Source organism: Paeniglutamicibacter gangotriensis Lz1y, assembly GCF_000348945.1.
Lineage (GTDB): Bacteria > Actinomycetota > Actinomycetes > Actinomycetales > Micrococcaceae > Paeniglutamicibacter > Paeniglutamicibacter gangotriensis.
Map to the genome: position 1 here is coordinate 57,033 of NZ_AOCK01000008.1, position 20,114 is coordinate 77,146.

General features: G+C 62.7%; 13 protein-coding genes, 1 tRNA gene and 1 pseudogene. 9 read left to right on the forward strand and 6 right to left on the reverse strand.

The window, feature by feature from the left end; translation table 11 throughout:
• Window positions 1-23: 23 nt before the first annotated feature.
• The 4 genes from fdhD to ADIAG_RS13365 all read left to right on the forward strand — a co-directional run bounded on the left by fdhD (window position 24) and on the right by ADIAG_RS13365 (window position 6,388).
• The gene (gene fdhD / locus ADIAG_RS13350; protein WP_007271913.1) at window positions 24-857 is read left to right on the forward strand and encodes a formate dehydrogenase accessory sulfurtransferase FdhD; all 834 of its coding nucleotides are present in this window, start codon (window positions 24-26) and stop codon (window positions 855-857) included.
• A gap of 79 nt (window positions 858-936) precedes the next feature.
• On the forward strand, window positions 937-3,282 hold the full coding sequence (locus ADIAG_RS13355; protein ID WP_007271914.1) for an FdhF/YdeP family oxidoreductase: 2,346 nt from the start codon (window positions 937-939) through the stop codon (window positions 3,280-3,282).
• A 131-nt stretch (window positions 3,283-3,413) separates the two neighbouring features.
• On the forward strand, window positions 3,414-4,460 hold the full coding sequence (locus ADIAG_RS13360) for a DMT family transporter (protein ID WP_007271915.1): 1,047 nt from the start codon (window positions 3,414-3,416) through the stop codon (window positions 4,458-4,460).
• A gap of 74 nt (window positions 4,461-4,534) precedes the next feature.
• Window positions 4,535-6,388: an ABC transporter ATP-binding protein gene (locus tag ADIAG_RS13365; RefSeq protein WP_007271916.1), complete on the forward strand. Its 1,854-nt coding sequence runs from the start codon at window positions 4,535-4,537 to the stop codon at window positions 6,386-6,388.
• Between the two features lie 13 nt (window positions 6,389-6,401).
• On the opposite strand, the gene ADIAG_RS13370 is transcribed toward ADIAG_RS13365, so the two are convergent.
• Entirely contained in the window at window positions 6,402-6,803 is a 402-nt protein-coding gene (locus ADIAG_RS13370; RefSeq protein ID WP_043475016.1) for an NUDIX hydrolase, read from the reverse strand.
• 208 nt (window positions 6,804-7,011) lie between these two features.
• Between ADIAG_RS13370 and ADIAG_RS13375 the strand changes: the two genes are divergently transcribed.
• A complete protein-coding gene (locus ADIAG_RS13375) occupies window positions 7,012-8,241 on the forward strand; it encodes an ROK family transcriptional regulator (protein ID WP_007271918.1) in 1,230 nt (409 codons plus the stop codon).
• A 515-nt stretch (window positions 8,242-8,756) separates the two neighbouring features.
• Here ADIAG_RS13375 and ADIAG_RS13385 read toward each other — a convergent pair.
• Both ADIAG_RS13385 and ADIAG_RS13390 read right to left on the reverse strand, forming a co-directional pair.
• A tRNA-Arg gene (locus tag ADIAG_RS13385) sits at window positions 8,757-8,833 on the reverse strand.
• Between the two features lie 106 nt (window positions 8,834-8,939).
• Window positions 8,940-9,575 (reverse strand): hypothetical protein, encoded by a 636-nt coding sequence (locus tag ADIAG_RS13390; RefSeq protein ID WP_200859399.1) that lies wholly within the window; start codon window positions 9,573-9,575, stop codon window positions 8,940-8,942.
• Between the two features lie 73 nt (window positions 9,576-9,648).
• Between ADIAG_RS13390 and pcrA the strand changes: the two genes are divergently transcribed.
• From pcrA to sucD, 3 genes are all read left to right on the forward strand, one after another.
• Entirely contained in the window at window positions 9,649-12,060 is a 2,412-nt protein-coding gene (gene pcrA, locus ADIAG_RS13395; protein WP_007271920.1) for a DNA helicase PcrA, read from the forward strand.
• Window positions 12,061-12,299: 239 nt separating this feature from the next.
• Window positions 12,300-13,472: an ADP-forming succinate--CoA ligase subunit beta gene (gene sucC, locus ADIAG_RS13400; RefSeq protein ID WP_007271921.1), complete on the forward strand. Its 1,173-nt coding sequence runs from the start codon at window positions 12,300-12,302 to the stop codon at window positions 13,470-13,472.
• Window positions 13,473-13,486: 14 nt separating this feature from the next.
• Window positions 13,487-14,389 (forward strand): succinate--CoA ligase subunit alpha, encoded by a 903-nt coding sequence (gene sucD, locus ADIAG_RS13405; RefSeq protein WP_007271922.1) that lies wholly within the window; start codon window positions 13,487-13,489, stop codon window positions 14,387-14,389.
• Between the two features lie 102 nt (window positions 14,390-14,491).
• Here sucD and ADIAG_RS13410 read toward each other — a convergent pair whose 3' ends face one another.
• From ADIAG_RS13410 to ADIAG_RS22525, 3 genes and pseudogenes are all read right to left on the reverse strand, one after another.
• On the reverse strand, window positions 14,492-14,776 hold the full coding sequence (locus ADIAG_RS13410; protein ID WP_007271923.1) for a hypothetical protein: 285 nt from the start codon (window positions 14,774-14,776) through the stop codon (window positions 14,492-14,494).
• Window positions 14,777-15,372: 596 nt separating this feature from the next.
• The gene (locus tag ADIAG_RS22170) at window positions 15,373-15,975 is read right to left on the reverse strand and encodes a DEAD/DEAH box helicase (protein WP_321162827.1); all 603 of its coding nucleotides are present in this window, start codon (window positions 15,973-15,975) and stop codon (window positions 15,373-15,375) included.
• Window positions 15,976-15,987: 12 nt separating this feature from the next.
• Window positions 15,988-18,704: pseudogene (locus ADIAG_RS22525) on the reverse strand (SNF2-related protein); the annotation flags it as partial.
• Window positions 18,705-18,805: 101 nt separating this feature from the next.
• Here ADIAG_RS22525 and ADIAG_RS13420 point away from each other — a divergent pair.
• Entirely contained in the window at window positions 18,806-20,011 is a 1,206-nt protein-coding gene (locus ADIAG_RS13420; RefSeq protein ID WP_007271926.1) for an LOG family protein, read from the forward strand.
• The last annotated feature ends 103 nt before the right edge of the window (window positions 20,012-20,114 follow it).

The window sequence follows — 20,114 nt, forward strand, 5'->3', positions numbered from 1 at the left end:
GGCACAGAAGGGAAGGACATCGGATGGGACGCAGAATAATACGCAGGCGCGTCGTGCGGGTAACCCTGGACGGGATACGAACCATCCGCGAGGAAAAGATGGCCGTCGAAGAACCCCTGGAAATACGCTTCAACGGCACCTCCTTCACCACCTCGATGCGCACACCCGGGGACGACTTCGACATGGTGGCAGGATTCCTGCTGGCCGAAGGCATCATCAGCCGCGCCGAGCACCTGGTATCGATGCGCTATTGCGCGGGCACCGATGAAGACGGCAACCAAACCTTCAACGTCATCGACGTGCAGGTCGGCTTAGGAGCCCAACCCCCTGACCTCTCCGCTGCCCGGAACGTGGTGACCTCCTCGGCCTGCGGGATCTGCGGCACCAACTCCATCGACGAGGTCACCAAGAACTCCTCCTACCCGCTGGATCCGACGCGCGGCATCGTGGATATCAAGGTGCTGCTGGGACTGCCCGCCGCGCTGCGCCAGGAACAGCTCCTGTTCTCCGCCACCGGAGGAGTACATGCCGCCGGGCTGTTCAGCACCTCCGGGGAACTGTTGCTGCTGCGCGAAGACGTGGGGCGGCACAACGCCGTGGACAAGGTAGTGGGAGCGGCGCTGCGGGAGCACAAGTTACCGCTTCATGACACCGTCCTGCAGGTTTCCGGGCGGGCCTCCTTCGAACTGGTCCAGAAGGCAGCGATGGCGGGTATCCCGGTGCTCTCCGCGGTCAGTGCACCCTCTTCGCTGGCGGTGGAACTGGCACAGGAGACCGAGTTGACCCTTGCGGCGTTCTCCCGGGGTAGTACGGTGAACATATACACGCATGCAGACAGGGTTTCGAGCGGCTCCTAGGATCCGCACTGGAAACTCTGGCACAGTGGCAGGCGAGCGGCCGCGGTCCGCGACACCGTATGTTGAACGTGGAGGACAAATGCATCGGCCAGCCCCAACGCAGGACATCATCGAAGACGATCTGGTCGTCTCGGAGCCCAAACGCAGTGCGGCAGGCGTCGAAGCCGTGCTGGTTTCGATGCAGCGCGGATTCGCCGAGGCCGGCGTGAGCCGGACGCTGCGCTCGATGCTGCGGATCAACCAGCGCGGCGGCTTCGACTGCCCGGGCTGCGCCTGGCCCGAATCCATCACCGGGGCGCGCAAGCCCGCAGAATTCTGTGAGAACGGGGCCAAGGCCGTTGCCGAAGAGGCCAGCGCCCGCACCGTGACCCCCGAATGGTGGGCCAAACACCCGATCAACGTGCTGCGCGAGAAGACCGAGTACTGGCTTGGCTCCCAGGGCCGGATTACCGAACCCATGATCATCCGCGCCGGAGAGAGCCACTACACGCCCATCTCCTGGGCGCAGGCCTTCGCCACCATCGGCGAGCACGTCAATGCCACCACTCCGGATAAATGCGTCTTCTACACCTCGGGGCGCACCGCCAATGAGACGGCGTTCATGTACCAGCTGTTGGCCCGCTCGCTGGGCACCAACAACCTGCCGGACTGCTCGAACATGTGCCACGAATCCTCCGGATCGGCACTGAACCCGACCATCGGGATCGGCAAGGGCACCGTCTCGCTCGAGGACTTTGAGCACGCGGAGTTGATCTTCCTCGTCGGGCAGAACCCCGGCACCAACCACCCGCGGATGCTCTCGACACTGGCCGAGGCCCGCAAACGCGGAGCGCACATCGTGGCAGTGAACCCGTTGCCCGAGGCCGGTTTCTTCGGCTTCAAGGACCCGCAGGCCGTCCGCGGAATGCTGGGCAAGGCCGATGACATCAGCAGCCATTTCCTGCAGATTAAGGTCGGCGGTGATTTGGCGCTCTTCCAGGCCTTCGGGCACCTGCTGCTCGAAGCCGAGGCCAAGAACCCCGGTTCCGTAGCCGACCATGCCTTCATCGAGTCGGTGACCGATGGCTACGCGGCCTACAAGGAAGCACGTGCCACCCTGGACTGGGAAGCCACCGAGGAAGCCACCGGGCTGACCCGGGAGGAAATCACCACCGTGGCCAACCTGCTGATCAAATCCAAGGCGTCCATCTTCTGCTGGGCGCTGGGCCTGACCCAGCAGCCGCACTCGGTGCCGACGCTGAAGGAAATCATCAACCTGTTGCTGTTGCAGGGCAACTTCGGCAAGCCCGGCGCCGGTGCCTGCCCGGTGCGCGGACACTCCAACGTCCAAGGCGACCGGACCATGGGCATCTGGGAAAAGCCCGGAGAGGCCCTGCTGGCCGCCTTGGACACCGAGTTCAAGATCGAGTCCCCACGAGCCCACGGTTATGACTCCACCGACGCCCTGGACGCCTTCGAACAGGACAACGTCGACGTGTTCGTCTCCATGGGTGGCAACTTTGCTCTGGCGAATTCGGAAACCGAGGCGCTGGAAGCCGGAATGCAGCGGACCAAGCTCACCGTGCACATCTCCACCAAACCCAACCGTTCCCACGTGGTGCACGGGCAGACCTCGCTGATTCTTCCCACGCTGGGTCGCACCGACCGCGACGACAAGCACCCCGGTGGGCCACAGTTCCTCTCCGTGGAAGATTCGATGTCCGTGATCGACTCGACCCAGGGGCGGCTGAAGCCGGTCTCCGAGCACCTGCTGGCCGAGCCGGTGATTGTGGCGCGGATGGCCACCGCCATCCTGGGTGAGGACCACTCGGTGGACTGGAAGGCCATGGCCGATGACTACGATGTGATCCGCGATCACATCTCCCGGGTGCTGCCGGGCTTTGAAGACTTCAACAAGCGGGTCCGCGGTCGCAACGGCTTCGTGCTGCCCAACCCGCCGCGCGATACGCGCTCCTTCGCCACGGACATCGGCAAGGGTAAGTTCACGGTCTCTGACTTTGAGGCGCTCGAGGCGCCCGAGGGGCACCTGATCCTGCAGACCATGCGGTCGCACGACCAGTACAACACCACCTTCTACGGGCTTGATGACAGGTACCGCGGCATCAAGAACGGTCGGCGGGTCATCCTGATTAACCCGGATGACTTGGTGGAGCTGGGACTTCAGGACAGGGCACTGGTGGATGTCATTTCTACCTTCGGCGGCACCGAGCGCCGGGCCAACCGCTTCCGCTTGGTCGCCTACCCGACGGCCAAGGGGTGTGCCGCGGCCTACTTCCCCGAAGCCAACGCCTTGGTACACCGGGACCTGGTGGCCCGCGAATCAAACACCCCGGGGTTCAAGGCCATGATGGTGCGCTTCGTGCCGCATACCCGGGAAGCCTCGCGGACCTTCGACGAGGAAACGGAAGCGGCAACGGCGCGTTAGGCCAGCTGACGCTGACAACGCAACACCTAGCGATTCCCATTCATTGAGAATCGGAAGATGGTGCGGGGCCGAAGCCGGATAGGCTGGGCGGTTGCTTGAACCGTCCAGCCCCACCGCCGAAGGCAACACACATGATTACTAGGTTTTCTCCACGAACGGTCGTGGTTGTCGGCGTCCTGCTGGCCGTGCTGGCGGGCCACGCAATGCCGCTGCAAGCCCGCATCAACGGGGAAATGGGGATCCGGCTCCAGGACGCTGTCGCGGCCGCGCTGGTGAGCATGGTGGTGGCCCTGACGGTCATTCTCGCAGCCACCGTCGGCACCCGCGGCGGACGTCGGGGCCTGAGCCGTCTGGGCACCGAAACTCGTTCCGGATCCATCGGCTGGTGGAACTACCTGGCCGGGATCATGGGTGCAGTGTTCGTGGTGGTGATGGCAGCCACCGCACCGATCGTAGGATTGGCCATCTACACCGTGGTCGTGGTCGCGGGCCAGACGGTGTCCGGACTGATGGTGGACCGGCTCGGTCTGGGCCCCGGTGGCCGGCGGAAAATCACCACGGCCCGGGGACTCGGGGTAGTGCTGGCAATCGCCGGGGTGCTGGTGGCGGTCTCCCCGCGCCTGTCCGGACTCGAGGACCCTGTTGCGCTGGTGGTACCCATCCTGGCGGTTTTTGCCTCGGGCGTCATCATGAGCATCCAGCATGGCTTCAACGGGACGTTGGCCGCGCGCGCGGGATCCCCGCTGCCCGGCACCCTGGTGAACTACATCCTCGGGGCGATCGTCTTGTTGGCGGTATGGCTGGTGAAGCTGGCCCTTGACGGGCATCTCCCGGTGCTGCCCCGCGAACCGTGGCTGTATGCTGCAGGGGCGCTGGGGACGGGAAACCTGATCCTCTCCGCCATTCTGACCCGGCACATCGGGATCCTGGTCACCGGGTTGGGCATGATCGCCGGACAGCTGATCGGGGCGCTGGCGCTTGATATGTTGTTCCCCGCCGAAGGCACGGCCATCTACGTGCAGACGGTGGTGGGGATCGTGATCGTGCTTGCCGCCATGTTCCTGGCCGCAGTCGGCCCGCGTCGGCCGCGGGTGCGTCCGGGTGCCGGTGGCGAACAGGGGAAGAAAACCGAGACCGAATCGGTTGCAACCACAGTCGGCGGTATGCCTGCCGACTAATGATCGGCCAGTGGCATGCTTCAGGGTTCCCTGCTGCGTGAGAGCTGGCCCCGGCAGCATGAAAAGAGCACCACATGAGCATGGAAAACGCGGCCTGGCATTCGCTGTGGCGGATGTCCGGAGACAAAGGCAAGGCCTATGCCGCCACCACCCCGCGACGGGTGTTGTCTTTTGCCGCGAGTTACAAGAACCGGCTGTTGGTTTTCATCCTCTTCTCGGTGTTCTCCGCAGTGTTGGCGGTGATCACCCCGGTGCTGGCCGGCCGGGTCGTGGACGCCATCGTGGCGGAATCCGGGATCGAGGTGGTGCTGCGGATCGCGGTGCTCATCGCGATCGTGGCGATCCTTGATGCAGGGGTCTCGCTGGTGGTGCGCTGGTTTTCCTCGAAGCTGGGCGAGGGGATCATCTTCGATCTGCGCACGGCGGTCTTTGACCACGTGCAGAAGATGCCCGTGGCCTTCTTCACCCGGACCAGGACCGGCGCGCTGGTCAGCAGGCTAAACAACGACGTAATCGGCGCCCAGTCGGCTTTCGCCGGGACGCTGTCGGGGCTGGTGTCCAACAGTGTCGCCTTGGTGCTGACTGCTGGGGTGATGTTCTCCACGTCCTGGCAAGTCACCGCGGTGGCGTTGGTGCTGCTGCCGGTCTTCCTGCTCCCGGCGCGGCACTTCGGCAAGTCCATTGCACTGATGCGCAAGGAATCGGCCGATCTGAACGCCTCGATGGGCTCCCAGATGACCGAGCGCTTCTCCGCTCCGGGAGCCACCCTGATCAAGCTTTTTGGCCGTCCTGCCGAGGAATCCTCACAATTTGCGCTGCGTGCCGGACGGGTGCGCGACATCGGAGTGAAGATGGCCATGCGCCAGTTCTTCTTCGTTGCGATGCTCACCCTGGTCGCAGCCTTGGCCCTAGCGCTGGTCTACGGCATGGGTGGTGTTTATGCGATCCGCGGGGAGTTAGCCGCCGGCGACGTGGTGGTGCTGGGCATGCTGCTGACCCGGCTCTACGCCCCGCTGACAGCCCTGGCCAACGCCCGGGTGGAAATCACCAGCGCACTGGTCAGCTTCGACCGTGTCTTTGAGATCCTTGACCTCAAGCCACTGATCACCGACGCACCCGATGCCCGGGTCTTGGATCCCGGCCCGGTGCCGGTGAAGTTCTCCAACGTTTCCTTTGCCTACCCGAGCGCGGAAAAGGTTTCGCTTGCCTCGCTAGAGGATGTCTCGGTGCTCGACACCCGTGGCGGGGAAACCGTGTTGCACGGCATCGACTTCGAAATTCCCGCAGGCTCCACCGTGGCCTTGGTCGGTTCCTCGGGTGCAGGAAAATCGACCATCGCCTCGCTGCTGGCACGGCTCTACGACGTGGATTCTGGCAGCGTTGAGCTGGCCGGTGTTGATATCCGCCAGCTGCGGCTCGACTCGCTGCCCTCCACCGTTTCCATGGTCACCCAGGACGGCCACCTCTTCCACGAGACCATCGGCTCGAACCTGCGACTGGCCAAGCCCGAGGCCAGCGACGAGGAAATCTGGCAGGCCCTGGAGCGTGCCCGGCTGCGGCCAACCATCGCCTCATTGCCCGACGGGTTGGACACCATGGTGGGGGAGCGCGGTTACCGGCTCTCGGGTGGGGAACGACAGCGCATGACCATCGCCCGGCTGCTGCTTGCCGCCCCACAGGTTGTCATCCTTGACGAGGCCACGGCGGCACTGGATTCTGCCAACGAGGCTGCCGTCCAGGCCGCACTGGCCGAGGCCCTGGCCAACCGCACGGCGCTGGTGATTGCCCACCGGCTTTCCACCATCCGTTCGGCGGACCTGATCCTGGTGATCGAGGATGGGCGCATCGCCGAACGCGGTACCCACTCCGAGTTGCTGGCCGTGCGCGGGCGCTACGCCGAACTGCACGACACTCAGTTCGCCCAGTAAGAGCCGAAGCAGACTACCGGCCCAATAATCCGGGCAGCACCTTGTCCCTGAGCAAGGGTGCGATGTCGCTGCGGGTCAGAGCGGCGGCCGGATCGATCCACAACAATTCCTCGATCTCGGCGCGGGCACTCGGCGTGTCGGATGTCTGCGCCGAGAAGAGGTGAGCGTGGATGAAAGTATCGGCTTCATTGGCCGCCGGACCTTTCCACAGCCCCAGGGAAACGACCTTGTCGGCGCCGAATTCTAGGCCCACTTCCTCTTGGACTTCGCGTAATACCGCGGCTTGCGGGCTCTCGCCTGGCTCGAGTTTTCCTCCCGGCTGCATAAACATGGTTGTTCCCTTTTTTCGGACCAAAAGAATGCGTCCACGGGGGTCGAGTAACTGCAGGGCGGCGATGATAAGAATCTTTGGCACAACTTAAGCTTAACTACGGTCAAAGCACAGGTGCGAGTGATAGCGTGCTTTGTGGACGGCTTTGGGGCCTATTCTTCCATTTAACAGTGGATGCCGGAGACAATCCGGACGAAGTTCCTGGACCGACAATCGAACCTAGTCATTGGGGGCTAGCGGGTGTTGGTATGTCCAACGGGGTAGCAAATGCGGAACTACATATGGAGAATTGATGCAGCGGGGCACCAACTTAGGTCGACTCGGGGACTTTAATCAGGCGGTCATTTTTGAATCGATCCGCCGGGCAGTCGACGGCGTCAGCCGCGTCGAGCTCGCAGGCTCAACCGGCCTGTCCCCACAAACCATTTCAAACGTTGTGCGCAGACTGTTGGACGAGGGGCTCGTCCGCGAAGATCGCACCATCGTTTCGGGCCCGGGCAAGCCGCGCACCGTTCTGGAACTCGAGGCCAACCGCATGGTGGCCGTGGGCATCCACCTCGATCCCGGGATGATCACCGTGGCCATGCTGAACCTGCGGGGTGAAACCATGCACTCGCGTCGCCTGGACATCCCCGCCGTTGAGGTTCCGGAAAAGACCATCGAGGCCATGGCGCAGACGGTCGAGGCAATCATCTCCGAGTCGGGAGTGCCGCGTAGCAATGTGCTCGGAGTCGGAGTGGTTGTTCCCGGACCCTTGGATCCCGAACGCGGGGTCATGATCGACCCGCCTTTGCTGGACGGCTGGAAAGACGTCGACATGGTTGACCCACTGCAGCGGATGCTCAAGCTCGATGTTGTCATTGAAAAGGACACCATCGCTGCTTCCATTGCCGAGCAGTGGAAGGGCAACGACGCGGAGCGAGACAACTTCATCACGATGTATGTGGGCGCCGGAATCGGCGCAGGCATGGTTCTCGACGGGGAAATCCACCGCGGCATCAGCAGTAATGCAGGAGAAATCGGGCATTTCTCGACGGGTGTCATTGCCCAGGAATGCGAGATCTGCGGCCGCAACGATTGTTTGCATGCTTCTCTAGCCTTCAGCATGATCGCGCAGAAGGCCCGCGCGGGTGGGATGAACCTCGATGCCCCCGACGACGGAACCGCCGAACAGCGTGCTGCCGGCATGAACGAGATCGTCAGCCTGGCCAAGTCGGGAGATGAAGCCGCGCTCCAGTTGATCCGTGATTGCATGGGACATGTTGGCCAGGTTGCCGGACAGTTGTGCAACACCTTGGACGTAGGTTTGGTGATCATGACCGGACCGCTGTGGTCCGAGGTTGGCGAATGGTGCCTGGAGGATGTCCGCGACATTATCAACGAGCGATTCAGCTCCAAGAATGTCCATTCAATCGAGGTGCGTTCCTCGACCTTAGGTCATGAGGTCGGCGCCATCGGCGGGGCATGTGCCATCATGGACGCGAGTTTGTCGCCCAAGGCAGCAGCCCTGCTGTTGCGGTAGACGGTCGTTTATTGCGTCAATGGGACGACAAATGTGACCATTTAACGTCCCATTGACTTGCTACTGGTGAGTCAGTTGACAATCTTTCTCTAATGGATTTAGATTACGATTAAGAGGTGGTGGCAGCCGAGCTGCCCACCACTGTTTGTGTGCCTATCTTGATGTGCCGCAAGTCAGTGCGTGGGGGAACGGCAGGTAGGTTGCTGGGGACCCTCCTCTTATCGCCGTCGACCGGTGCCGTGGGATGTAATGGGAGTTATCCCACGGTCTCACCGGTCGACGGCACCTTTTTGTTAACGGCACTTTGGTGGTCGAGTGTCAGGCCCCGCACCCGTAACGTGGCATTCCGGTCCACCGTGAACATCAACGCCGCCAATGACACGTGTGGGGCGCCGGACAAAGGGTTCCCTTTAGGGCCCAGATAGCGCAAGTTGGCCAGCACGGATGCACGCAAGAAGTCAGGATAAGACGTTAAAGCAGTGCGCGACCTGCAAGAATGCAAGTCGCGCACGATGTGGTGCCCCTGGCCGGAATTGAACCGACGGCCTACTCTTTAGGAGAGAGTCGCTCTATCCAACTGAGCTACAGGGGCCAGCTTCGTCAAAAAACGATCCGGATCAATCCTAACGGTATTTTGTCGAAGCGTGGGCAACGTGGCGCACCGTGCCGGGTCGTGGAGCGGCGCGCCGGTTGGCTCCTTAGAGCAGACCCTGTTGCGACAAGTCCCACTTCTCACGGAACGTCCGCACGAACGAAGCGATGAGCACCCCGAAGAGGATCGCTGCCGTAGCGATGAGTAGGATCCACCGGGCGGAAGTCAACGTGGAGGCCAGCGATACCGCGGCCGGGTCCAACGCACCGGTGAACAGGGCATCAATGGCACGGTTTTCCCATAGGTCAACCACGGCGAAGGCGATCGGGACGGCCCACATGACCCAGCGGCTCAGTCCGCGCGGCATATTGATGTTTACTGCCAGCATGGTGATCAAAGCCAAGAAGAGCGGGAAGAGCAGACCTGCGGTCTTGTGCACATAGTTCAACTGGCCCACGGCGTCTTCATTCATGGCCAGACGTAAGGCTTCAATGTGTTCGGGGGAGTAGCCGCCCATCATTTGATCCGGCATGGTCAACTCGTTTGAGAGGTCTGTCATTTGGTTCAGCACCAACAGGTGGTAATACCAAAAGAGGAAAAGTACCACGACAAACCCGGCAACCAAGATCAGGTTGCCGTTGTTGGCGGCCTTCTCCGGGGTGCGCTGTGTCGAGGGGTTGGAAACCGGCGCTACCGGGGCCGGACGGTTGTACTGCTTCTTTTTCTTGTGTGACTTGGCCATGCCCCCAATTATGCCGTCAAATGCGTCGGGCCAGACCAACGCGTTGGTCCACCGCCGTAGACTAGGGCCCATCATGGATTTTCTCTTCGATGACTTCGTCGCACCCGCACAGCCCCCGACCCTCCCAGATGCTCAAGGGCTGCTTGCCGGGTTAAACCCACAGCAAGAGCAGGCCGTCAAGCACGCCGGCTCACCGCTGCTCATCGTTGCAGGCGCAGGCTCGGGCAAGACGCGTGTGCTCTCGCATCGCATGGCTTACCTGCTGGCCACTGGACGGGCGCGCCCGCACGAGATCCTGGCGATCACCTTCACCAACAAGGCCGCAGCGGAAATGCGTGAACGCATTTCGGCATTGGTGGGCGATGAGGTAGCCAAGAAGATGTGGGTCTCGACCTTCCACTCCTCATGCGTGCGGATCCTGCGCCGCGAGGCCGCTTCGGTCGGACTGAAATCCAGCTTCTCCATCTACGACTCCGCTGACTCGCTGCGGTTGATCACCTTGGTGACCAAGGGATTGGACCTGGACCCGAAGAAATTCACGCCGAAGTCCATCATGCACAAGATCTCCGCGTTGAAGAACGAGCTCATCGATGACGAACAGTATGCGGCAACTGTTGCTTCCAACGACCCGTTCGCCTCGGCGGTCTCCCAGGTCTACCGGGGCTACACCGAACGGCTCCGCTCGGCCAACGCCCTGGACTTCGATGACCTGATCGGCCACGTGGTGAACATCTTCCGGGCCTTCCCCGCGGTGGCAGATAACTATCGGCGCAGGTTCCGCCATGTGATGGTCGACGAATACCAGGACACCAACCACGCCCAGTACGCGCTGGTGCGCGAACTGACAGGACCCGACGGACCGACCCCGGGCGGAGAACTGACCGTGGTGGGCGACTCCGACCAATCGATCTATGCCTTCCGCGGTGCGGACATCCGCAACATCGTCGAGTTCGCCAAGGACTACCCCGACGCTGCGACCATCAAGCTCGAACAGAACTACCGTTCCACCCAAACCATCCTTTCGGCAGCCAACGAGGTCATCAAGCGCAACCCCGACCGACCGGAAAAACGACTGTGGACGGCTGAAGGCGACGGCGAAAAGATCATTGGCTACGTGGGGGAGTCCGAGTCGGACGAGGCCCGCTGGATCGCCGAAGAGATCCTTCGCCTCAACGACGAGGATGGCGTGCGCCCCGGTGACGTCGCGATCTTCTACCGCACCAACGCGCAGTCTCGTTCCCTCGAGGAGCAGCTGATCCGCGTGGACTTGAAATACAAGGTTGTTGGCGGCACCCGCTTTTATGACCGCAAGGAAGTTAAGGACGCACTGGCGTACCTGCGGGTATTGGTGAACCCGGAAGACGATGTCAACGTGCGCCGGATCCTCAACGAGCCCAAGCGTGGAATCGGGGACCGGGCCGAGTATGCGGTGGCTGCGCTGGCCGAACGCGAACGGACCTCCTTCATGGAGGCCCTGCACAGCGCGGACCGCGCCCCGGGGCTCGGCACCCGAGGCCAAAACATGATCGGCGCCTTCGTGAAGATCATCGATGACCTAGCCGTGGTCGCCGACGGTTCGGGACCCGCCGAAGCTCTCGAAGCGGTGCTGGAGCAGACCGGATACCTGGAGATGTTGCGATCCTCCAACGACCCGCAGGATGAATCACGCGTGGAAAACCTCGCCGAGCTGGTGGCGGTGGTGCGGGACTTCATGAAGGAGAATCCCGAAGGCACACTGACCGACTTCCTCGAACGCGTGGCACTGGTCGCCGATGCCGATTCCATCCCCGAGGCACCCTCGGACGCGGAAGGTGTGGACATGGCAGACCGCGAAGGACAGGTCACCTTGATGACCCTGCACACCGCCAAGGGTCTGGAGTTCCCGGTGGTCTTCCTGACCGGCATGGAGCACGGCATCTTCCCGCACCAGCGCTCCCTCACCGACGAAAAGGAACTGGCCGAGGAACGTCGACTGGCCTACGTCGGGCTCACCCGCGCCCGCAAGCGCTTGTATCTGACCCGTGCCGAATACCGCAGCCTCTGGGGCCAAGCGCAATACAACCCCGCCAGCCAGTTTCTCGAGGAGATCCCCGAGCACCTGCTGGATTGGAAGCGTGAAGGGACCAAGCGCGTCTCCTTTGAATCCTTCGGTGGCCGCAACAACTTCGCCACCAGCCGCTACGAGTCGGGTTCCTACTGGGGTGCCGGATCGGCATCGGCATCCACGGGCGGCGGCAGACTTTCCGGTGCACCGGAGGTCCATACGCTGCGCACCGCGCCCACTGCACGGGCCAAGAGCCGGGTGCAACCAAACAAGGAAATCATTGCCTTGACGGTGGGAGACAAGGTGGCCCATGGCAGCTTCGGCGAAGGTGTGGTCCTGGCACTGGAAGGGGCCGGCGACAAGACCGTAGCCAAGGTGAAATTCGCCGAGGCGGAGAAGCGATTGCTGCTCCGATATGCCCCATTATCCAAGGTTGACTAGCCCCTTCGCGAGCTATTGGCGCACCCGTGGATTTCCTCACCTCAACCGCCTTGTGGTGGACGTCACGGACCCCTTTGCTCTACCGAGCGTAGAACTGTGTCATTGGGCGCTAAGGCGTTAGGCTGAGCAAGGAGTCTGGCCTGTACTCAGGTCGGCCCCACCCCCTCGAAGCATGGAACCGTGTAAGCGATGCCATGCCTTCGAGTCAGCATAGACTTCGACAAGAAGGACACAAGCCCGTGGACCTGTATGAATACCAGGCGCGCGATATGTTCGAGTCGCACGGTGTACCCGTGCTGGCCGGTATCGTTGCCTACACACCTGAAGAAGCCAAGGCCGCAGCCGAGAAAATCGGTGGCGTCGTGGTTGTTAAAGCCCAGGTCAAGGTCGGAGGCCGAGGCAAGGCCGGTGGCGTAAAGGTCGCAAAGACCGCCGACGAGGCATTCCAGTACGCAACCGACATTCTCGGCATGGACATCAAGGGCCATACCGTGAACAAGGTTATGATCGCCCAGGGTGCAGACATCGCCGAGGAGTTCTACTTCTCCGTGCTGTTGGACCGCGCAAACCGCAACTACCTGGCCATGTGCTCGGTTGAAGGCGGCATGGAAATCGAGGAACTCGCTGTTGAGCGTCCCGAGGCCCTGGCCCGCATTGCCGTTGACCCGGCCGTGGGCATCGACCAGGCCAAGGCCGACGAGATCGTCGCCGCGGCAGGTTTCGCTCCGGAACTGACCGAAAAGGTCGCAGCTGCGATCCTGAAGCTGTGGGACGTCTTCACAAAGGAAGACGCAACCCTGGTTGAGGTCAACCCGCTGGTTCTCACCGGCGGCGGCGACATCGTTGCTCTTGACGGCAAGGTCACCCTTGACGACAGCGCATCCGAGATCCGCCACCCGGGCCACGAAGAGCTCGACGACAAGGCCAATACGGATCCGCTCGAAGCCAAGGCAGCTGCTGCTGGCCTGAACTACGTCAAGCTTGACGGCGAAGTTGGCGTCATCGGCAACGGTGCAGGCCTGGTTATGTCCACCTTGGACGTTGTCGCCTACGCTGGCGAAAACCACGGCAACGTGAAGCCTGCAAACTTCCTGGACATCGGTGGCGGAGCTTCCGCCGAGGTCATGGCCGCTGGCCTTGACGTCATCTTGAACGACCCGCAGGTCAAGTCCGTGTTCGTTAACGTCTTCGGTGGCATCACCGCGTGTGACGCAGTGGCAAACGGCATCGTTGGCGCACTGAACACCTTGGGCGACGCTGCAAACAAGCCGCTGATCGTTCGCTTGGACGGCAACAACGTGGAGGAAGGCCGCCGCATCTTGGCAGCAGCCAACCACCCGCTGGTCACCCTGGCAGCAACCATGGACGAAGGCGCCAACAAGGCTGCCGAGCTCGCCAACTCAGCGAAGTAGAGGGATACGCGAAAATGAGCATTTACCTTAACAAGGACTCAAAGGTCATCGTTCAGGGCATCACCGGCGGCGAAGGCACCAAGCACACCGCCCTGATGCTCAAGGCTGGCACCAACATTGTTGGCGGCGTTAACGCCCGCAAGGCCGGCACCACCGTGACCCACGGTGAAAACGAAATCAAGGTTTACGGCACCGTGGCAGAAGCCAAGGCCGAAACCGGTGCGGACGTCTCGATTGTCTTCGTACCGCCGAAGTTCACCAAGGATGCAGTCGTTGAAGCCATCGAAGCCGAAATTGGCCTCGTTGTAGTCATCACCGAAGGCATGCCGGTTCAGGATTCGGCCGAGTTCTGGGCACTTGCCCAGTCCAAGGTTGATGCCAATGGCAAGCAGATCACCCGCGTGATCGGCCCGAACTGCCCAGGTATCATCACTCCGGGTGAAGCACTGGTTGGTATTACACCTGCCAACATCACCCAGAAGGGCCCGATCGGCTTGGTCTCCAAGTCCGGCACCCTGACCTACCAGATGATGTACGAACTGCGCGACCTTGGCTTCTCCACGGCCATCGGCATCGGCGGCGACCCGGTGATCGGCACCACCCACATCGACGCCCTCGAGGCATTCGAAGCGGATCCGGAAACCAAGGCCATCGTCATGATCGGTGAAATCGGTGGCGACGCCGAAGAGCGTGCAGCCGAGTACATCAAGGCTCACGTCACCAAGCCCGTTGTTGGCTACGTGGCAGGCTTCACCGCTCCCGAAGGCAAGACCATGGGCCACGCTGGCGCCATTGTCTCCGGCTCCTCGGGTACCGCACAGGCCAAGAAGGAAGCACTTGAGGCTGCCGGCGTGAAGGTCGGCAAGACCCCATCGGAAACCGCAACGCTGCTGCGCGAAGTTTACGCCGCACTCTAAACCCTTAGAGCGCACCTTTTCGGTGGCGGTCACCTTGTTGCTTACGCAGCGAGGTGACCGCCACCGGTCGTTTAAGTCAGGGCGGTACCGGAGCTCTTGTGGTCAGGTGCGCAGCTTGAAGAACGAGTTGCCGACCAGCGCATGTGCGCCGGGCACCAGCACGACGAACAGCTCCGGATTGAATTGGACCTCAACCGGTCCACGGCCCGTCAGGGCCTCGGTGAGCTTCTGAGGGGCGAGTGCTTCGAGGACCCATTCATGTGGACCGGAGCCCACATGAAGCAGGCCGGTATCGGCATCGCGGTTGATCCAGGCGCTAATCCAGTCGCCGGCGAAGCGGGGCACAAGGTTTTCGGTTGGTTGGGCGCTCAGCGTGGGGCTGTACATGATCGTGCACTTGTCCTAAGGGTTTTGTTGTCCTTGCCCTCCGCACGGGATGCACGACAGGGCCGCTTCGTCATCCGAACCACCCACCGTGCAACTATGGGGTTGGTAACTGGTTGAGGTCGGAGCCTTGCCTATGCGGCAGCCAGTATTCGTGAAGCTGTTTCAAGCCTACGTCGAATCGCCGACGTTTAGCCACCGAGGACCGCACCCGAGCAACACGGGGTCATCTGCCTCGACTGCTCATCGGTGAGCACATGCAGCAGGAACTTTACGGAGAGTAGGCCTGGCGCGGCAACGGGCCGGCCAAAGACGGTGCAGATGCGGGCTGCACGACACCGGAGCCATCGTGCGGGTGAGTGAGTCGTGCAGGTGCGACGCTGGTCCGTGGCATTGGCGCAGGATCAACCGGATCGGCGACTTCGTGAAGGCCCCGCATAAAGCCATTAGCCGTCGCGCCAGCGGCCCCGGCTTGGTCTGTGATACAGGCTGGGGCCTGGGGCAGGTCCAAGCCTCCTGACGGGCCCTGAGTGCGCCGTTCCCTCAAGGCCGTGCAGCGCGCCTGGGTTCGGCCGGCCCCGCGGGGCTGCTGCGCCGTATTAGCGCAGCAGCTCGCGGATGTCGTCCGCGTTGAGTACCTTGCCGAAGCCGGCACCCTCGTCCATGACCGAGGAGATCAGCTGGCGCTTGGAATCCTGCAGCGCCACCACCTTCTCCTCGATGGTGTCCTTGGCGACCATCCGGTACACCATCACATTGCGGGTCTGCCCGATGCGGTGCGCCCGGTCCACGGCCTGCGACTCCGCTGCCGGGTTCCACCAGGGATCCAACAGGAAGCAGTAGTCGGCCTCGGTGAGATTCAACCCAAACCCGCCGGCCTTCAGCGAAATCAGGAACACCGGTGCCTGGCCCGACTTGAAGGAGTCGATGACCTCGGCGCGCTTGCGTGTGGAACCATCCAAGTACGCGTAGGGCACCCCCGCGGCATCCAACCGGTCCGCCGCCTTCTTCAGGAAGGAGGTGAACTGGGAGAAGATCAGCGCGCGGTGACCCTCGGCCAACACATCCTCGAGCTGCTCAAAGAGCACGTCGAGCTTGGCGCTGGGCACATCGCTGTACTCCGGGTCGACCAGGGAGGCGTCCAGGGCCAGCATGCGCAGCAGGGTCAGCGACTGGAAGATCGTGAACCGGTTCTTGTCCATGTCATCGACCAGGCGCAACACCTTCTGGCGTTCGCGGTGCAGGTGCGTGTCGTAGACCTTGCGGTGTGCCTCGCCCAGCTCCACGTGCAGGACCTGTTCCTGCTTCGGCGGCAGATCGGTGACCACCGCGTCCTTGGTCCGCCGGAGCATGAACGGGCGGACCCTCCGGCGCAGGCGCTCGAGCGGTTCGGGCAGCCCCTGGCGTTCGATGGGCCGCTGGTAGTTCTCGGCAAAGCGCATCGAGGAGGGGAACAACCCGGGGGAGACGATGGCGAAGATCGACCACAGCTCCATGAGGTTGTTTTCCATCGGCGTACCGGTGATGGCCAGCTTGAAGCGGGCAGGCATATCCCGGGCCACCTGTGTGCCTTGGTGGCCTTGTTCTTCACGAACTGGGCCTCATCGAGGATCAGTCCGGCCCAGTTGATGTCGGCATACGCATCGTCATCCAGACGCAGCAACGTGTAGGAGGTCACCACGATATCGTAGTCCTTGGCCAGCTGCGCCAGCGAGGCCGTGGCACGCATTTCGGTGTCGGTGACCGCTACGACCCGCAGCGAGGGGGCGAAGCGCGCGGCCTCGTCCTTCCAGTTCGAAACCACCGAGGTCGGAGCCACCACCAGGAAGGGTGCGCGGGTCCCAATGTGCTGGGTGGTTCCGCCGAAGTCCTGCGGGTTCGCCCACACCTGGTGGGCATGGAGCATCAGCGCCAGGGTCTGCACGGTCTTGCCCAGGCCCATGTCATCGGCCAGCACCCCGCCCAGTCCGTTGCGCCACAGCGTGGCCAGCCAGCCGAAGCCCTCCACCTGGTAGGGGCGCAGCGTGGCTTCCAAGGTCGGAGGCAGATCCGTGACAGTGGTGGTCTTCAAATTCACCAGTGAGTTCAGGGCGCCTACCCAGGAGTCCGGTCCCTCGATGTGAGTGGCGAGTTCTTCCAGTTCCTCCCACATCGCGTACTGGTATTGCGTCAGCGAGATGTCCGCTTCCTTGTCCTTCATGTCCCGCAGCCCGCCGGCCTCGGTGACCAGGGCACGGAGCTTGTCGAAGAGCGGATCTTCCAGCGAGAAGTAGCTGCGGTCGGGCATCAGGAGCTTGGTCTGGCCCTGTGCCAGGGCGCGCAGGATGTCGGCGTAGGGGATCTGCCGGCCGCCGATGGAAATCAGCAGACCCAGGTCGAACCAGTCACGGCGGTCCGATTCCACGGTGGTGATCACCAGCTCGGGAGCCTCGGTCAGTTCGTGGAACACCGGACGGGTGCCGGTCTCGGAGAGCACCACACCCTCGATGTCGGCAATGGCCGGCAGCACCCGGCGCACGAAGTCGATGACTTCGAGCCCGTGCAAGACCCTGGGGCCCAGCACCGTGGTCTCGAAGGCCTCATAGATGTTGAGGATCTCCAAGACCTGGTTTTCCAGGGCGGATTCGGCCGCGATGTCGCGGTCCGCGGCCTCCACCACCATGCCCTGGTAGTCGAAGGTCCAGTCCACGTCGACCTTTTCCCCGTCGCCGTAGCGGATCTTGGCGATCAGCTTCGGTGGCAGCACCGCGGGAAGTTCCACCGAAGCATCAGGGCTGGTGACCCGCAGCTTGCGGGCCAGCCGCGGGTAGACGCGGGAGAAGAACTCGCCGGTTTCCGCTTCCGGGACGTTCAAGGCCTCGGGCTGGTGCAGCATCAACAGTTCAGCATGGTTCAACCCGCCAGGGACCTGGCCCAGCAGGATCTCGTGCTGGTCGGCCGTTGCGGCATAGACACCGTGGTTGCCGATGGATCCGGACGACGAGGAAGCATCAAGGATGAAGCGGTGTCCGCCCATCTCCAGGGCGGGGGCCAGCTCGATCCCGCCCTCGGAGACCTGCGCGCCCAGGGCTACCTTGGCGGGGGAGGAGAGCAAGATGCGGGTGTTGGTGCGCATGCCGATCAGTGCGATGCCCATTGCCTTGGCCTGGGTGAGCATTTCCCACAGCAGCGGGGAATGGAACTCATCGAGGTAGAGCCAGTCGTTGTCGACACCAAATTGCATGGCGGCCTTGGCGCGGTACAGCGGGGCGAAGTGGCAGAACCAGCTGTGCTGTTCGATGTCCAGGTTCAACCCGTAGGTTTTGAAGCTGAGGTTGTGCCAGCGCAGGTTGGCGCGGGCCCAGCGGTCGGAACCGGCACGGACCATGGGGCGCACGGCCAGGCGCCAGCGTCGCGAGGCTGCCTTGAGCTGGCCGACCCCGGAACCAGGGGCCCATTGCTGGTGCGCCGAAAGGGTGGTGTCCTGCAGCTCGAACTGCAGGCCCATCTGCAGCACCGGGTGCTTCGAATTGCTTCCGCCCAGGGACCGGGGTGTTGCAGGGGTCGGGTTCAGCAAGGTTTGCAGGGATTGCTGCCAGGCCGGGACCGTGGCGGTGGTATTGCGGTAGACCACGTCCTTGGCCCGCAAATGCATGGAGTTGGAGTGGATCAGCACCGCGCCGGCATGACGGCACTGGGGTACATCCGCGCAGGGGCAATCGATCTCCTCGATGGCGCGCTCACCCTTTTTGAAGCCCAGCGTGACGGTCACCTCGAGAGGGTCTTCCCCCTCTTCGGTCACCGTTGCGGAGAGCACCTGGGAATCCGGATCCCACGCGAACCCGTCCAGCGCGCCTGCGGCGATGAGAGCCTTGCCGCGGGTGAAGGAGCCTCCGCCGACGACGCCAAGGATCTCACGCGCGTCGACCATGGGAAAAACAGGATTGGTCATCCTCCTATCGTTTCACGTTCAGCACCCCAGCACGAACCCAAAGCGGGCCGCACCGGAAGTAAAGCGCATCACAGGCCCGGAAGTGACTAGTCTTTGATGTCATGAACAGCACTCCTGCACTACATCCGCTCCCGCGGGTCATCGAGATCGCCTCGCTGGCGGACTTTGACAGGCACGCGGCGACAGCGCTCGCGCTCACCGATAAGCGACTGGCTGCTTCGATGCACGGCTGGCACGTGCAGTCCGTCGACCTGCGCGCTCGCGGCCCCGTGCTTGAGAAGCTTCGTTCGGCAGGCTCGGTATTCATGGGCTGTGAGATCGAGGGCAAGATCGAGCGGCGGCTGCGCGGCGGTGGAGCGCTGGTTTTCCCTGAAATTCCCGGGCTGCCCTTCGATCCCTACCGTGGAGAGCTGTATTCGGGGCAGGAACTTTATGCGGGTCTGGATGCGGGATCCTATGAGTCGGTGCCCGATGCGCGGATCTATGCGTGGGCCTCGCACCGTTTGGGTGCAGGTGCCCACGACGCCTTGAATGCGGCGCTGTCCACCACGCTGCATGACCACGCCATTGGGGCGAGGCTGGATTCGCAGATCCGGGACGGGGCGCTGTCCCATGCCCCGTTGGTCGGCGTCATGGGTGGCCACGCCCAACTGCGCGGTTCGGCAGGCTACGAGCAAGCGGCACGGCTCGGCCAATCGCTGTCCGAGGCAGGATTCATCGTGGCCACCGGCGGCGGGCCAGGGTCCATGGAAGCCGCGAATCTGGGCGCCTACCTCGGGTCCGCGGGCCCGGACACATTGGATGCAGCATTGGACATCTTGGCCCGCGAGCCCGGCTTCACGCTCTCGGTGACCCGCTGGGCGCGTGCCGCAGCGGCAGTGCTCGAACGCTGGCCTGCGGGCCTTCCCACGCTGGGGATCCCCACCTGGTTCTATGGGCATGAGCCGCCGAACATGCTGGCGACACATATCGCCAAGTACTTTGCCAATGCCACCCGCGAGGCGGTGCTGTTGGAGAAAAGTTCCGGCGGGATCGTGTTCCTTCCCGGGGCCGCAGGGACGGTGCAGGAAGTTTTCCAGGATGCCTGCGAAAACTATTACGGGGCGGCAGAGAGCATCAGCCCGATGGTACTGGTGGGGATCGAGTATTGGACCAAGACCCTTCCTGCCTATCCGTTGCTGGCCGAATTGGCACGCGGTCGAGCCATGGAAGAGAAGATCTTCCTGGTGGACGACCCTGCTGAAGCAGTGCGAATATTGGTGGACCTCAACGATGGTTCGCTCTCCGGTGTTCGCGGGCTGGCCTGATTTCGGTGTGCGGGGGCAGGCAGCGAGTAAGATATTGAAGATAAATTTGTAAAATTCGACGACCGCCGGAGACCATTTCTGCCCGTGAGCCATCTCGCGGCGG

What these genes read in the sequence shown, in the direction of transcription:
- fdhD (WP_007271913.1), top strand. Translation starts at nt 24, where the DNA reads ATGGGACGCAGAATAATACGCAGGCGCGTCGTGCGGGTAACCCTGGAC.
- ADIAG_RS13355 (WP_007271914.1), top strand. Translation starts at nt 937, where the DNA reads ATGCATCGGCCAGCCCCAACGCAGGACATCATCGAAGACGATCTGGTC.
- ADIAG_RS13360 (WP_007271915.1), top strand. Translation starts at nt 3,414, where the DNA reads ATGATTACTAGGTTTTCTCCACGAACGGTCGTGGTTGTCGGCGTCCTG.
- ADIAG_RS13365 (WP_007271916.1), top strand. Translation starts at nt 4,535, where the DNA reads ATGAGCATGGAAAACGCGGCCTGGCATTCGCTGTGGCGGATGTCCGGA.
- ADIAG_RS13375 (WP_007271918.1), top strand. Translation starts at nt 7,012, where the DNA reads ATGCAGCGGGGCACCAACTTAGGTCGACTCGGGGACTTTAATCAGGCG.
- ADIAG_RS13390 (WP_200859399.1), bottom strand. Translation starts at nt 9,575, where the DNA reads ATGGCCAAGTCACACAAGAAAAAGAAGCAGTACAACCGTCCGGCCCCG.
- pcrA (WP_007271920.1), top strand. Translation starts at nt 9,649, where the DNA reads ATGGATTTTCTCTTCGATGACTTCGTCGCACCCGCACAGCCCCCGACC.
- sucD (WP_007271922.1), top strand. Translation starts at nt 13,487, where the DNA reads ATGAGCATTTACCTTAACAAGGACTCAAAGGTCATCGTTCAGGGCATC.
- ADIAG_RS13410 (WP_007271923.1), bottom strand. Translation starts at nt 14,776, where the DNA reads ATGTACAGCCCCACGCTGAGCGCCCAACCAACCGAAAACCTTGTGCCC.
- ADIAG_RS22170 (WP_321162827.1), bottom strand. Translation starts at nt 15,975, where the DNA reads ATGGACAAGAACCGGTTCACGATCTTCCAGTCGCTGACCCTGCTGCGC.
- ADIAG_RS13420 (WP_007271926.1), top strand. Translation starts at nt 18,806, where the DNA reads ATGAACAGCACTCCTGCACTACATCCGCTCCCGCGGGTCATCGAGATC.